16 protein-coding genes and 1 pseudogene are annotated in these 15,080 nt (G+C 44.0%); 2 read left to right on the forward strand and 15 right to left on the reverse strand.

What is annotated here, in order from left to right; genetic code table 11:
- Nucleotides 1-14: 14 nt before the first annotated feature.
- From LKD23_RS06790 to LKD23_RS06820, 7 genes and pseudogenes are all read right to left on the reverse strand, one after another.
- Nucleotides 15-1,886, reverse strand: coding sequence for a recombinase family protein (locus LKD23_RS06790; protein WP_055214712.1), 1,872 nt, complete (start codon nt 1,884-1,886; stop codon nt 15-17).
- Between the two features lie 90 nt (nt 1,887-1,976).
- Nucleotides 1,977-2,939, reverse strand: a pseudogene (locus tag LKD23_RS06795) (type IV secretory system conjugative DNA transfer family protein); the annotation flags it as partial.
- Nucleotides 2,940-3,049: 110 nt separating this feature from the next.
- Complete coding sequence (locus LKD23_RS06800) at nt 3,050-3,550, reverse strand: DUF3801 domain-containing protein (RefSeq protein ID WP_227620988.1); 501 nt, start codon at nt 3,548-3,550, stop codon at nt 3,050-3,052.
- A 231-nt stretch (nt 3,551-3,781) separates the two neighbouring features.
- Entirely contained in the window at nt 3,782-4,477 is a 696-nt protein-coding gene (locus LKD23_RS06805) for a phage antirepressor KilAC domain-containing protein (protein ID WP_227620989.1), read from the reverse strand.
- Nucleotides 4,478-4,490: 13 nt separating this feature from the next.
- Complete coding sequence (locus LKD23_RS06810; protein WP_227620990.1) at nt 4,491-5,387, reverse strand: DUF6017 domain-containing protein; 897 nt, start codon at nt 5,385-5,387, stop codon at nt 4,491-4,493.
- A gap of 495 nt (nt 5,388-5,882) precedes the next feature.
- Nucleotides 5,883-6,521 (reverse strand): sigma-70 RNA polymerase sigma factor region 4 domain-containing protein, encoded by a 639-nt coding sequence (locus LKD23_RS06815; protein WP_146746505.1) that lies wholly within the window; start codon nt 6,519-6,521, stop codon nt 5,883-5,885.
- A gap of 430 nt (nt 6,522-6,951) precedes the next feature.
- A complete protein-coding gene (locus LKD23_RS06820) occupies nt 6,952-7,158 on the reverse strand; it encodes a hypothetical protein (protein WP_227620991.1) in 207 nt (68 codons plus the stop codon).
- 283 nt (nt 7,159-7,441) lie between these two features.
- On the opposite strand from LKD23_RS06820, the gene LKD23_RS06825 reads away from it, so the two are divergent.
- Complete coding sequence (locus LKD23_RS06825) at nt 7,442-7,843, forward strand: helix-turn-helix transcriptional regulator (protein ID WP_055185268.1); 402 nt, start codon at nt 7,442-7,444, stop codon at nt 7,841-7,843.
- Nucleotides 7,844-7,888: 45 nt separating this feature from the next.
- Nucleotides 7,889-8,443 carry a hypothetical protein gene (locus LKD23_RS06830; protein ID WP_227620992.1) on the forward strand — a complete coding sequence of 185 codons (555 nt, stop codon included), beginning with the start codon at nt 7,889-7,891 and terminating at the stop codon, nt 8,441-8,443.
- 71 nt (nt 8,444-8,514) lie between these two features.
- Here the strand turns inward: LKD23_RS06830 and LKD23_RS06835 are convergent, their stop codons facing one another.
- The 8 genes from LKD23_RS06835 to LKD23_RS06870 form a co-directional block, all read right to left on the reverse strand.
- Entirely contained in the window at nt 8,515-8,844 is a 330-nt protein-coding gene (locus tag LKD23_RS06835; RefSeq protein ID WP_227620993.1) for a hypothetical protein, read from the reverse strand.
- Nucleotides 8,845-8,988: 144 nt separating this feature from the next.
- Nucleotides 8,989-9,414: a RipA family octameric membrane protein gene (locus tag LKD23_RS06840; RefSeq protein WP_227620994.1), complete on the reverse strand. Its 426-nt coding sequence runs from the start codon at nt 9,412-9,414 to the stop codon at nt 8,989-8,991.
- Nucleotides 9,415-9,545: 131 nt separating this feature from the next.
- A complete protein-coding gene (locus LKD23_RS06845) occupies nt 9,546-10,508 on the reverse strand; it encodes a hypothetical protein (protein ID WP_227620995.1) in 963 nt (320 codons plus the stop codon).
- A gap of 152 nt (nt 10,509-10,660) precedes the next feature.
- Nucleotides 10,661-11,272: a VanZ family protein gene (locus LKD23_RS06850; RefSeq protein WP_227620996.1), complete on the reverse strand. Its 612-nt coding sequence runs from the start codon at nt 11,270-11,272 to the stop codon at nt 10,661-10,663.
- Between the two features lie 6 nt (nt 11,273-11,278).
- Entirely contained in the window at nt 11,279-12,181 is a 903-nt protein-coding gene (locus LKD23_RS06855; RefSeq protein ID WP_227620997.1) for a sugar phosphate nucleotidyltransferase, read from the reverse strand.
- A gap of 143 nt (nt 12,182-12,324) precedes the next feature.
- Nucleotides 12,325-13,713: an MBOAT family O-acyltransferase gene (locus LKD23_RS06860; RefSeq protein ID WP_227620998.1), complete on the reverse strand. Its 1,389-nt coding sequence runs from the start codon at nt 13,711-13,713 to the stop codon at nt 12,325-12,327.
- Entirely contained in the window at nt 13,710-14,075 is a 366-nt protein-coding gene (locus LKD23_RS06865; RefSeq protein ID WP_227620999.1) for an SGNH/GDSL hydrolase family protein, read from the reverse strand. Before LKD23_RS06865 ends, LKD23_RS06860 begins: the two co-directional genes overlap by 4 nt.
- A complete protein-coding gene (locus LKD23_RS06870; protein ID WP_227621000.1) occupies nt 14,072-14,758 on the reverse strand; it encodes a hypothetical protein in 687 nt (228 codons plus the stop codon). Before LKD23_RS06870 ends, LKD23_RS06865 begins: the two co-directional genes overlap by 4 nt.
- Nucleotides 14,759-15,080 lie beyond the last annotated feature (322 nt).

The raw sequence follows: 15,080 nt of genomic DNA on the forward strand, positions 1-15,080 counted from the left end.
TTGCTCCATGATGATTAGACTGCTGCGCTGGTTGCTTTGCGCGGTTCTTCTTTCGGCAGCTGCCCGACAGTAGAAAAAATACCTTTTTTCATATCCTCAGCCCGGATCAAGGCTTTCTTAGCGTCCATTTCCGCTTTTTTCTTCGCCTTGATTTTGTCCTCATACCGTTTTTGTGCGCCGCTGGCTTTCCGCTTCAAATAATTCTGATGAAGCCTGTCCTTGCGTTCTTCTTTTTTCTGCAGTTCTTCCTGTTCCTCCGGGGTTAAAGGAACCGGCTGTAAGGATGGTGGGATATAGTGCCCTAAAAAATTGAAGTAGATTTCAATTTCCTGCGTGGTGTCCTGGCTGCCTTTTCGGGCGCGTTCGTGGACAAGGATTTTCTCTACAAACTCGTTGAGCATGGTGTTTGTCAGAGTGTCAAAATTCTCATACTTATCAATTAGGGCTATAAATTTCTCTGCGGATTTCTGGCTCTGCTCATAGCCGGTAACAGCCTTTTCCAGCTCTGCGATTTCAATCTCAAGTGCATCCTGCTCTTTGGCATACTGTGCATCAAGCGCCCTATATCGTGCATCCGGCAGCTTGCCGAGGGCGTTGTCCTCATAGATTTTGCAAATCAGTTTTTCCAGTTCTCCGGCTCTCTTTTGGGCAGCAGCCAGACGTCTGCGCTTTTTCGATATATCGGCACTCTGTTGAGCAACCTGCGTTTCCTGAACGGTGTGAATAAATTCCGTCCGGTCATTTCTGGAATATTCAGCGATAGCCCGGAGCGTGTCAGAAACCAATGTCAGAACAGCACTCTCATTGATACGGTGTTGTGTAGGGCATAGTGTCCCACACGGAACTTTGGTATAATTGGAACAGGTATATTGAGAAATCCGCTTGCCATTGTTGGTGCGGTGGACATACATCTTGCCGCCGCAATCGGCACAATAGAGCAAGCCTGTGAGGGGAGCCGCTTCGCCCCAGCCGTTTGGATAACGCCGTACATTGCTGCGGATTTTCTGCGCCAAATCAAAGGTCTGCTGGTCGATAATGGCTTCATGGGTATTCTCAAAGATCGTCCACTCGTCCTCAGAAACATAGTGGCTTTTCTTGTCCTTAAAGTGCTTGCGGGTCTTGAAATTGATGGTGTGCCCTAAATACTCTCGCTTTTTCAAGATGTTCACAATGGTAGATGATCCCCATCCATAGGGGTCTTTGACCGGCTTTGAACGGTTCACACCTTCGTTGAAGCGGGCAAGGTGTACGACAGGAATTTCAATCCGGTCTGCGGATAATTTGCAGGCGATCTGATAAGGCCCATATCCCTCCAGCGTGAGGGAGAAGATACGGCGTACCACTTCGGCGGCTTCCTCATCTACCAGCCAATGCTCCCGTTTTTCGTCCCATAAGTAGCCGTAAATCACAGTGCCGGTCAGGTGCTTGCCACTCATGCCTTTTGACTTAAACACAGATCGGATTTTCCGGCTGGTATCACGGGCGTAAAATTCATTCATAATGTTGCGGAACGGGGTAAAATCGTCATCACCTTTCAGACTGTCCACTCCGTCGTTGATGGCAATCAGACGAACGCCTCGCTGCCGCAAAACCTCCATAACTTGACCGACCTTCAGATAGTCGCGTCCTAACCGGCTCATGTCCTTGATGACGATTGCCTCTACACGCCCTGCCTCCACTTCCTCCATCATCGCCAAAAATCCGGGGCGGTCAAAACGAGTGCCTGAGATACCATCATCGGTAAAGTGCGTAGGGTTGGGCAGCCCATTCCGGCGGGCAAAATCCTCTAACATCTGTTTTTGGTTGGATATGGAATTGCTCTCGCCCTGTAACTCATCGTCCCGGCTCAGGCGCTCGTACAGTGGGGTGATTTTTTCGTTTCTCATAGCTGTACCTCCTGAAACAAAAATGCTCTAAGTGATTGCTTTACTAACCATGACAAAATCATGATTAAGAAGTCACTTAGAGCATATATCACCTGCCGCCAGCTTGTACTTTTTGTACTGCCGCACGGCAAAGTGTTCTGGTTTAGCCTTTTCCAAATCCTCAAATAGTTCATCGACCGGATTCTTGAACTCTTCATCATCCTCGCGGGCTTCGCTGGCATTGATAAATTCCAGCAGCGTGGAGAAGTTCTGTTCTTCTTCCGGGGCTTCATAGTAGATATAGCCGATGAGTGCGCAGTAGAGCAGGCGTTCTGCCTTGACCCAGAAATCTTCGCCGGACTTCTCGCCGTCTCCTTTCGTGTTGGCGATGATCGTATTGACCAGTTTCAGAATATCTTTCTCACTGCGGATATAGTGGAACGGGTTATAGTGCATCGACTTCTTGAAATTGATCGTGTTCAGGACTTTGATTTTGTACCCGGCATCCGAGAGCATCTTTCCGCATTCAATGATGATCGTACCTTTCGGGTCAGTACAGACATAGCTGACCTTTTCGGGCATCTGCATCAGATTGGGCTTTACGAAAAACCGTGTCTTGCCGCTGCCAGAGCCGCCGATCACAATGACATTCTTGTTTCTGGCATACTTCGGATGCTTTGGTCTGCCGCTCATCATCAACCGTTCCGTCTGGGTAAGCAGCACATTATTCTCGAATACCGGGTCAATAAAAGGTTCAATGTCCTTGGCATTGCCCCACCGGGCAGAGCCGTATTCCTCTCCCTGACGATACTTCTTTGCGTTCTTCCCCTTAAAGTAGATCACGGCTTTCAGTGCTGCTGCACCGATCAGACCCACCAGCAAGTCGAACGGATGGACACTTGGCAGATAACTCTTGTAGGCCAGACCGAAGTTCATAAAAAGAACCATCAGCCTGTCCACGATGGTATCGCCATTACAGTGTCGGTACAGCCATGCGGCTTTCTCCACCATGTAAAAGGCGATAATGTAAGGAAAATTCAGCAGGATCAGCTTTTTCATATCTGCCGACTGCATCTTTCCACTGATTGCCGCCGCTGCTTTCTTGCCCCATGCTGTTCCACCTGTCTGGTTGGAGGGGGCTTTGCGCGGTCGTTTGCTCTGTGCGGTCGTTTTCTTTTTCTGGCTCATCGCACCTGCCCTCTGTCTTTCGTCTTTTCCTTGATGATTTCCCGGTGCTTGGCAACACGCTCCTTTGCCTGCTCCAGCTTCTTACGGATGGACTGCCGCTGCTCCTTTTTCAGCGAAACTCCGGTGTATTCCTTGAACGCTGCCGTCATAACGTCTACATCTTTCGCCTTGAAAAAGACCAGATATTCGGTTTTACCCTCTTTTTCTGCCTTTTTCAGACTATAATCAATGCCGTACTTCCGGGCTACCCGGTCAAACGACTTGATGTTATTGTCCGTGACAACGATATTGGTAAGCTGTGCGCCGCTCTGTTGCAGGCTCTTGATGCTCTGCTTTCCTCTCTTACATCGGTTCTGCCCTCCCATCTTCTTCGACTGCTGTTTTTTCTTCTCGATCTCTGAAAGCAGCTTTGTCAGTGCTGCTTTCAGAAGCTGCGCCGAGATTTTTCCGCCTTTGATGCACAATGCCATCGTTTTTTCGTTTACTTCATCCTGCACCTGCGCCCTCCTTTCCGGTTTATAGTTTTATCCAAACGGCATCAGACACTGACTGTGCCTGATACCGGGGGAGCCGTATCGCCAAAGACCGAACGAAATTTCTTTCTGCACTGGTGCATCATGTAGCCGCACTCCCTGCGGTGTCGGCAGGAAATGCAGGGATGGTCACTGTCCGTTCCCGGACGCTGGCGCATCATACGTTCAAACGGGCTATTCGTAAAGTTCATAGGCTCACCCCTCCTGTTCTGCCATCGGAAGAATCCCACGCCGTTTCAGTTCGTGGTACAGAAACTTCCTGCCTTTGTGCGTCCATGCCGTATGCAGCTTTTCCACTGCACTGCCATCACTCCGATGGAGCCGGAAAACAAGGTTTGCAGTATATCCCTTATCCTGATGCTTTGCATACAGCACCCACTGGTTATTGGCCCGGTACTGGATACCGTGCAGATGGAGCAGACGATTGAACACCTTTGCACCGCAGCCGTACTCTTTTGCGATCTGTGTCGTTGTCACCAGCGAATCGGGCGGCTGTGATTCGTAAAAACGCTTCGGCGGCGCGTGGCTTTTGCACTTGTGCTGATGCAGCAGTTCAATGACTGCCTGCATCCAGTGATCCGTTCCCATGCAGTGCTGTCCTTCGCAGCTGCGGAAACAGTCGTTCTTGTGGAAGTGATGGAGCTTGTACAACTGCTTTGCCATCTCCAGCGTGATCCGGTAGTCTTTCACATACCGCTGCACCGTGCGCCCGCCCTCATCCTGCGGACGGACACGGGGAACGAACTCATAGTCCCGGCCCTCCACAAATCCATACTGGCACATCCGGGGGAACCACTTGCGGAAGTCACTCAGAATCTGCATCTGGTCGTACAAGTCTCTCGCCCAGATCACCGAGGGAGCCATATCAAAATCCATAAAAAACACGCTCATTGCATCGTCCTCCTTAATTGCTTCTGCCGCCCCATCCGAAATCATGTCTGACCTGTGCAGCGTAATAGCTGTCAATCGTGGTCGGAGCATTATACAGTGTAGCAAGCAGATATTGTTTGATGTTTCGTACCTGTGTGGTATTGCTTTTCAGGCATTCCATTACATACTGGATGTGCATGGAATCCAGCTTCATCAGGCGGCTTTTGATCACCTCTTTCGGCTTTTCTTCCCCACAAATGCGCAGGAACTTCTTTCTGCTGGTTACGGTTTCCACAAGAAGTTCCAGAATCTCCATCAGGATTTCCCGGTCATGTGGGAAGTTCTTCTCTAAGATTGGGATTTCCAGCTTGTCTTGAAAATAGAAGCGATACCTTTCATCTTCCCGCATCTCCCCGGATATGTTTTCACCAGATTGTGCAGAACAGATTAGATCAGTCTCACTACTATCAGTATTATTTATATCAGTCTTACTTCCGTTTGATTTCCATACTCCCGGAAGTTCGCTTTTCAAACCACCAGAAGTTTGATTTTCATACTTCCAGTAGTTCGATTGTGAAAGTCCCGCATAGAGGTCTTTCACATAGAGCAGGTTCGGCTTTCCCAAGCCCTGCCTGCGCCGCTCAATAAGCTGATATTCGTGTTCCAGCTCGTCCAGCAGTTTGACCGCTTTTTGTCTGGCACATCGAATCGAATCCATGATTTCATCTATCGTACAGATGATGTAGGCATTTCCATTCTCGTCTTGCCAGCCATTTTTAAGCGAGAGATTCATCCGATCCAGCAAGACTGCATAAAGCAGCTTTGCATCGCCAGACATCTTTTCAAACAGGTCTACCTTGATGAGTGCTTTCGGCACACGGTAGAAACTGTATCGGTCTGCTTCCAGACCTCTGAAATACGGGTACTTCATGTAGATTCATCACCTCCCCTCCTGCTGGATTTGCACTATTATAAATAACAGTACATTCCTACGACGGAGCATCTTTCGACACTCCGCCGCATTGTATCTGCTGTTATTTGAGCTTTGCCATTCTGCCCCAGCCCGTTCCTGCCCCATATTTCAGCGGCGTTTTCTCTGACAAGACACGCAGGATGCACATTCAGTATCAGAAGTATCTCTCTGGGATGGCTTATTCAATTTTCAAGGTTCCGGTGAGAGGTTTTGTATTGTCCTCTCATCCTTAGAATCGGAGAAAGGTCATTTCGCAAGGTGTTTTTAAAAAAAGTTTTTGAACTTTCTATGAACTTTCCGATTGGGATGGAGATTTTTTGTGTCCTCTCACTCCTAGAATCGAAGAAGGGCTATTTCGCAAGGTGTTTTTGAAAAAAATTCAAAAAAATTTTGAGCCGCCCAATTCAGAGTGCTTTCTGCGATTGGACGGCTCATTTTTCGATTATGTATATGTTAGCAGCTGCACAATGCCCGGAAGTGCTTTTTCTGTATCTTGTAAATTGCTGCGTTATAAATTCCGGTAAGATTCTGGCGAGTCATGCCAAGATGTTTTGCCGCCTCTGTGAAAGACAGACCATGGAACAGGTGGATGTGAACGACCTTTCTCTGCAAATCAGTCAAAGTAGAGAGCAATTCTTCCACTCTTTCCTCACTTATCATTCTTTCCAGTGTGCTGACTGCTTCATCGACTCCCTCCAGGATTTCTTCTTTATACTCCCTGTCCTCACGGGATGGCATCCACTTTCCTTGGATGATCTCATAGTTCATAAAAATCCGATCCTCGCCTTCCAGAACAAGCCGGATGTGCCACTCGTAGTCGTCAAACTCTGCTTCCTCAATGTGATGTCCCGCCCCTTCTGCTGCATCATATTTATAATGTACACAGTCGCGGAGAGAAAAAACTGTCACCCTCTTGTGCGCCCGGTAGATCACATAACCGTTCTGGTAGACATTGATGCTGCCATGATTTTCCAAGACCTTTTCGGTAACCACTGGCACACCAGATACCTCAAGTGCCTTCACGGTTGGAACACGCTGTTCCTTGTACGAAGGGAGTTCAACAAGCTTTTTCAGATCCTTGAATGTCATCATAATGTCCACCTTTCTGCCTTTTGGCTGCGGGCGGTCTGAAACAAAAAATGCAGCAAAAGTTGTCCCAGACTTACCCGTTTTTTTTGAACGGGAAGTCTAAGACTTCTCCTACTGCATCGCTATTTCATGATTCACTTTTAAGGTGTGATGTTTAGTCTCTCATATATAGAATTGCTGGAAGGGCATTTCGCAAGGTGTTTTAAAAAAAAAATTAAAAAAACCGGAACAGGATGAGTTACTCACAGGCGCACTACTGCGCTGCATTCGCTCATTCTGTTCCGGCCTATATCACATATTGCTACGGTATCGCTCTAAACAAACAGATATTATGTTGTAGACCCAAAAGAACGTCTGGTGGAGCTGGTCGGCTAACCAGGTGCCGCCTAAGATTCCGCCTCTGCGCTTTCAGTGTCCGATGAAGCACTCTGCTTCAGGCTTCTTTCCGATGGTTCTCTGCTGTGAAAAATTCGATACTCTTCACTGGAAGGCCGTGAATACACTCCACCAGAGATTCAGCAGAAATATAATCTTCACAGCCACCACGCTTGATCTGAAGCATATTCTTTCCATCAACGACACTGCGACTCCCGATCCGCAGCCCCTTTGGGGTGCGGATTTCATGTTCTCCGTTGCTCATCTTCTCACGGCCTCCTTTGTGTTGGTTTAAATTTCTTTTTTCTTCTATTCAATTTCACCTTTTGAACTTCCGCTCTTTTTTCACCTTTTTCGTCTTGCATATTCACATTTTTTACGGTATAATAATCCAAAAGATGATAGAATATAGCATATATTATAAGCAAGTCGTGTCGCCGTGTCAAGAGGAAAATGTGAAAATTTGTTGCATCTTCCAGATTGAATATTTACAAATTCCGTTGCACATTGTTACAGCACGATAACTACTCCATAGAAAGGTTGTAAACATGAAATTTGGGGAGAAGGTTCGCGATCTACGAAAGAAGCATTCTTTAACACAGGACGAATTGGCACAATGTCTGGGTATCAACAAAAGAACGATCATCGGATGGGAGCGTGATGGCCGCTACCCTCGCAGTATTGAAATGCTTGAAAAGATGGCCGATATATTCCATGTACCTCTGACCTATTTACAGCCGGATCAGTCTCTATTTATCGAACGTGCCGCCGAAGCCTACGGAAAAAAGGGCAAAATAGAAGCCCAGCATCTCGCATTTGAGCTTACTGAGTTATTTGCCAGCGGAGAGTTGACCCCGCAGGATATGGACGGCATCATGTATGAAATGCACAAAGCCTATTTTAAGTACCGAGAACAAAAACGAGAAAAGGAACGAATAATGAACCTGTGAACCACTGTTCTATTCACTATGCTATCCCCGGAAGGAGATCACATTATGGATTCTGCATTTATTCACCAAGCCGCCAACGAACTTGTCCAAAATGCCAGAACTCGCAACATCAAACAGATCGCGCGCAGTTGCAGTCTGGACATCAGTGAAACATCCCGCATTAAAGATATGTTGGGTTTACTTTCGCTCTATTTTGATAAGCCTTTGATTCTTATCAATCGCCAGCTGGACAAACAGACAAAGCAGATGGTGTGCGGCTACGCACTCGGACATTATCTGGAGCATCAGCTTCTTATGGATTTACACACCTTGAAAAAGTTTCTGACGATCAGGGACAAGCATATCTTTCTTTACGAGCAGAATGCTTTCACGTCCCACCTGATGCTGGACAGCGATGATGTTTACCAAATGACATGGAGAGGGTTGGACGCTGCGCAGATTGCCGCCGTCAAAAAGATTCACCTTAATCTGGTGCTGGTAAAGCTTTTGGAACTGCACCATCTGGGATATGACCTGCGACATTACCACGCCCAGCACCATGCGTTCATCAAACAGTTCCATCTTCCGGCACATTTTCAGTTTGATGTTGCCGCCGGATAACTGTATATTCTTATAACCCTAAAACCCGTAATGAACGGCGCGTTATGCCTGTCCATCACGGGTTTTTCGTGTTATTTCAGTTTTGCGAGGATTTCATCGGCACTCACGCCTTCGGCCAGCAGCTTTTTCAGAACGGATTCCGCTTCTGCCTTCTTTGCTTCTTCTGCAGCCTTGGCATCTGCCTTTGCCTTCTTTGCTTCCAGTGTGGTCACTTCTTTTTCGGCCTTCTTCAAAGCAGCCTTTTTTGCTTTCAGGTCAGTCTTCAAAGTGTCAATGTTGGCGATGATGGATGCGATCTCGGCTGCGAGTGCTTCATTCGCGGACTGCTTTTCCGCAATCTGCGTTGCAAAATCAACAGTCACAGTTTTGGGCTTATTCTTGCTACCTTTAGTTCTGGGCATAGGTGATAACCTCTTTCCTGTTATGATGGTTTAATTATATCACTATGGGATAATAAATGAAATATATAATATATGAACTTCATAAAATCAGCTTTCGATAACGCCAATCGCGGTCTGGAACACCTGGCCTGATTCCAAAGTATCTTATCTCCCCCTACTGATTATAATTATTGCCACAATGTACATAACAGAAAATGTAATCGGCAGTAGTTGTTCAAGATCTGTTCCGTCTACATATTTCTTAGAAGACTTCAAATCTTCCCATTCATCAATAAATGGAGCTTCTGGTAATTTTGTTTCTAATTGAGCAATCACCTTGAATTTAGATGTTTTCAGTAATCTGAAATGTCTAATAAAAAATCCCCAAATAATGCACGTTATAATCCCTGCTATTATAATAAAAACAGATTTAATATCCCATGCCAAAGAAACCGCAGTAAGTAATGCCAGATTTAGGGTAATAAATACATTATTCATAGCATCCCGCCTCTGACTCACCGAATTGGCCATCTCCACATAGGTTTGCCATTGTGCTAAGATTAAATCTTCATTCCGTTTTCGTTTTGACATTTTCCCCCCACTTAATTTGCCTGTTCCAGTCTAACTCCGAGAACTGTTTTCTATTTTAGGAATTTTTTATCATTCGATACTGTCTATAAAGTCTGCATTCTTTCAAGCCATCAAAATGAGTGCAACATCTATCATATCATCAAATCGACATTTTCCTTAACCTTATTCAGCACCACATCCGACAGAACACCTTGGCTATTCAGATGGATTGCCAAAATAATATACTCTGTCAAAAACATATCTGTATACATTTTAAATGTATCTTTGTTTGCATTGATGCTGTTCATTCGAGCCGCAACATTACCATGGAAATTATTGCAACGAGAAGCATAGAGAATACCAAAAAGAACGAACGACATTCTTTCTACTTCTGTGAATTTGTATATTTTCTTTGTTCCTTGCACATCACAGAATGTAATCTCAACTTCTTCTCCTAGCATGAGCGCTCTTAATTTTATTCCAAAACTATGTGTTATGGCTCGACTCTTTCCTTTATTTGCATTAGTAATTCCAAGATCCACTTCATTATTAACAAGTGTCGGATTGGAGATCTGACAGTATGACTTTCCATACGCATTATCCAAAATATCTAATAGCGATGGAATTTTTCGTTTTAACGATTTATACGAAGTGGCCCCATATTTTTCTGCTATTCCATTCTTTTCCATCGCATACCCTTTAAGCATATACGATGCAACATAATGAAATGTTTTATCTGGCATTCTCTTCAAAAAAGGCTCTAAAATTGCTTTATATTTATTACTCCAGTCAACTAAAATCGCATCTCGAACAAGTTCAATCCCCCTTGTGTCCTGACAGAAACCTACATTGTTATCGCTTAATTGCTGAACGTAATACGAATGATTAATTGCCTGCCAGCAAAACAGTGCTGCCAGATCTGGTCTCTCGGGTAAAACATAATAGCTATCAAACAGATACGTTAATATTTCGTATGGATAAGGTACGCCTTGATTTTCCCAGTTTTCATCATATATATAATCAAGTTTGTCCAAAATATTATTATTACAACGCGGCAGAAGGTCTAAATGGCGTTCTTTCGAATAATCCTTTGCAAGTTTCAAAATATCGTCCATAATGATAGCACCTATTTGTTTTTCTGCATTTATTCGTTATCACATCTCTGCCGATCACAGATCGTTGCCTGCTGCTCACCACGAAGAGGTGTGTGATTATCCGAGCAGCATCGGGAGCCACCGCTCCCAATATTCCACATAATTCTATTCTTTTACAGATGCTTTTTTGCCTTCGTAATTCCGTAGTACATTAAACCGCCAATCATTCCACCGACTGTGTTATAGAACAAATCAGACAGTTGGAATGTACCGAGCCTTAAAAACAGCTGTAGCATCTCAATGCTTATCGAAAAAATGAACGCTATCTTTCCGCTATACCACAGTATCTTCTTCCAGCTACTGGCTACTTTCTCTTGAAATGTCCATATAACCATACTGGTGAACGGCACCATCATGATCACGTTCTCGATGCACTCCGTTGTCAGCTTCTGTTCACCATTTTCTATTTTCCAAATCCCCCAGCCCCCCATAACATTGGACAACGGGTTCATCCAAAGATTACGGTTTAACAGAGTTCTAAACAGGATCATCGAAGTCACGAAAACCAATAGGAACAACTTGCGGAAAAACACACTCTCTTTGAATTTCTTATACCATATCACCAACGCATTCTTCCATCCCTTTCCAACATGTATTGGCTCATATGCATACAGGTAGAAAAACATTGCAAGGAAAGAAAGAAGGAGTGAGAATCCAAATGGCACGTAGAGAGCAGTCAGGATATTTGTGAGAATCTTTCCGAGTAAATCAATTGTTTCTTTCATCGTCGTTTACAGATCACCGAACAAGTCAGCCTTATACACGCCGTTCTCGAGCATTTCTTTAAAACTTTCCCGTACTGCTGCCACATCCTCATGATAAGTCATACCGTACCAGGTATCGTTGGTCTTCAGAACCTTTACGTTCATCTTTCCCTGCTCCAGCAGTTCACCGATGAAGATAGGAATCAGATACTCAGCTTTCAGAGGATTACCCGGGACTTCTTTCTCAAAGAACTCTTTGAAGCCGTCTTCCAGTACATCCAGAAAATCAAGTGTCAGTCCCCACATATTCATGGATACCAGAGAATTCACATCAACAACCACACCGTCTGCTTTTGCTCCAGTTGCCGTCTTTACGATGTTCTTGGTCTCCACAACCTCGGTCAAATTGTTCTGATCATCCATCTTGCAGATGCCACGGGTCACACCGCCATTATCAGACAGCGTATTCTTCAGCACAAAGCCTGCCATGCAGGACTTGCCGCCATTCACCAGATACTCATGTACGGCTTTGAAGCCTTCCTTGCCGTAGTAATCGTCTGCATTGATGACGATAAACGGAGTCTTGATGACCTTCTTCGCTGCAAGCACAGCCTGACCGGTTCCCCACGGCTTTGTCCGGCCTTCTGGCAGAGTTCCCGGGATATCATTGATATCTTGGAAAGCATAGTCAACAGTTACATTATGAGAAGAGCAAATGGAGGCAATGCGATCACCGATGACCTCTTTGAACTCTTTCTCGATATCCTTGCGGATGATAAATACTACATGATTGAATCCGGCTTCGATTGCATCGTGGATCGAGTAATCCATGATGATATGTCCAGCATCATCCACCGGCTCCAACTGCTTGATTCCTGTTCCGAAGCGGCTACCGATACCAGCAGCCATGATAAGTAATGTTGTTTTCATAATCTCTCCTTACTTTCTTAAGAGGGGCAGGCCCCAACATTTACTGCAACTATTGTCAACCATCTGCCGTATTTTCATACGCCCACCATCCGCCGCGTGAAGGCTGTTGATTAGGATGGCAACCGCCCATTGGGCGGCAATATTTAAAACTGTGCGTAGATAAACGCAGAATCACCAACGTACATAAACGCGATGATTAGGAATATCCAGGTAAACAGGATAAATTGTCCTTTGAATGTATCCAGATCCAATTTTACTTCAAAAGCATGGCCATTGTTTTTAATCGCACCAAGAATATGTACAACTGCGATAATCACAAAATAAATCACAACATATACATTTATATAAGTGATACCCGTCATGCGGAACAACCCAGACAGCACTTCCATTGCCTGTCCCATATCGGTCGCACGGAATACCACCCATAACAACGCTACGAAAATACAGTTCCCCACAATACAGATAAAGCTTACAGCTGGATTTGTTCTCTTATCTGCCTTACCTTTTATATCTCGAAATATCTTATGGACTGCAGATCCGACACCGTGTAGCACCCCCCAAACAATAAAGGTCCAATTTGCACCGTGCCAGATACCACTGAGCAGCATGGTCACAAACAAATTACGGTATGTCTTTTCCTTACCTGCTCTGCCTCCGCCAAGAGGAATATAAACATAATCCCTAAACCAGCTGGACAGACTAATATGCCATCTGCGCCAAAAATCCGACGGATTCCTGGCAAGATACGGAAGATCAAAATTCTTTCCCAAATCAAAATCCAGAACTTTAGCAATGCCGATCGCCATGTCGGAATATCCAGAAAAATCACAGTAAATTTGAAGTGAGTATCCAATAATAGCCCAAAAGATACTGATGTTATTATAGGCTAAAGGAGCACTGTACACCGCATTAACAGCAACACCAATACGATCTGCAAAAACAACTTTCTTGGTCAAACCAAGCACAAACAGTTGGATGCCCTCGTATACGTTTGACTTCTTGATTCGGTGTACTCGATCAAGCTGAGGCAGGAAATCATGAGCCTTTACAATCGGCCCAGATGTGATCTGCGGGAAAAAGGAAATATATGTTGCCAACTTAATGAAATCTTTTTCGGCAGAAATCGTTCCCTTCTTTACATCAAACAGATAGCTCATTGCTTGGAACAGGTAAAACGAAATGCCTAGCGGTAGAATGATTTGCAGTGTATGTATACCACTGATATTAAAAGCCTCGCAGAATGAATCAATAAAGAAATTCAGATATTTACAAATTCCCAGTACGCCTAAACAAGTCACCACAGGAATCGTTATAAATACCCTGTTCTGATTAGTTTCATACAGATTCGCACCATAATAGCAAATCAGAATAACGGCTGCCAACAAGAGTAGGAAACGCACATCCCAATAACCGTAAAAAACAATATTGGCTAACAAAAAAACAATATGCTGCTTTTTGCAGTCCTTCACTAAGTGCGTCAACATAATTAGGGCAGCAAAAAACAAAGCAAATGTCAACGAATAGAATATCATTTGCGCTCCACCTCCTCTAAATAGTCTATAATAACATCAGCCATAATTTTATGACCAACTTCATTTAAATGACCATTTCCTGGAGTAGTATTTGCAAAACCATACGGAAGCTCATGATATTTGTTATAGTGTTCTAAGAATGCATCACCGGTATCGATAAAATCAATACCCACATGTTCACACTCTTCTTTGAAAATTTCAAGAGTTTGACTTCTGATAAGCTTAAGTGTCCCGTCAGTCTGTATCTTTGTTGTTGGATGATATATAAAAACAATCGGCCCATCGAAACACGAACGCATCAATGATAAACCATCTGTTATTACAGTGCGATATTCTTCCTCATTAATACTATTATTTTTCACCCCCCCCCACTAGAATTTAGCTTTTGTGATGTTTCTATATGATTTTTAATCATCGCAATTAACGGGAGATACTCTTTAAGCATGTTCTTCGCTTTTTTGACACTACTCTGCGAGGCAAAGAGTTCTATCGCAGTTTTTGTGTCAATTTCATCTGCCAAAATCAAAGAATTTCTTAAATCATCTATTGAATAATCCGTACTCATTATTTCAATCGTCACACAATTTGCTTTCGGATAGTTTTCAATGGCCGATTGGAAATGGTTTATGATAGACGGTAAAAAATGACCATCGCAGGCAATATTAAATGCTCTCAACTCTTCTTTATCATCAACAAGCATATTATTCACAATAGTTGAATATCTATTTGAAATTGTTACCTCTTTGCCTTGAGAATGTGATGCCCCCATCATCAAAATATATTCATCCGCTAGTGCATAATTTTGATTTGTAAAACCATAGGAATCTATTTTAGATATACTATATCCCTCTGTTCCATGAATTAACATAGCATTTGGATTCCTTACCGCACGACTTGCTCCATTCGGTGTATCAATCCATGCAACTGGTCTCTCATAGGCAAACATTATACCATTCACTACGAAAAACGCTAATATGAATGCTACACACGCCGATATTATTTTTTTCATCCATTTACCCTTTCTTTGATTTTTATTTACTGCCATAATTGCAAAACAGTTGAGTTCATATTACTACTAGCATATTCCATACTATTTCTGTCATTATTTATATTGATATCATTTACTCTTTACCTTTCCCACAACATATGGAAAATACCGCCAATAATAAATATTTCAATGGGGAACACAATCACTGTACAGATTTTTCTCGCATATTGGCTGAACTCACCATGCCCATTATAATTGAAAGAGCACCTACGTATTCAACTGTGCAGAGTCGTAAAGAAACGCACTCTACTTTGCACAGGAACACAAAGGACTCGAAGGCGTAAAAAGAACCGGGACAATGTAACTGGCATTTATGCCG

Source organism: Faecalibacterium butyricigenerans (genome assembly GCF_020687345.1).
GTDB classification, from domain to species: Bacteria; Bacillota; Clostridia; order Oscillospirales; family Ruminococcaceae; genus Faecalibacterium; species Faecalibacterium butyricigenerans.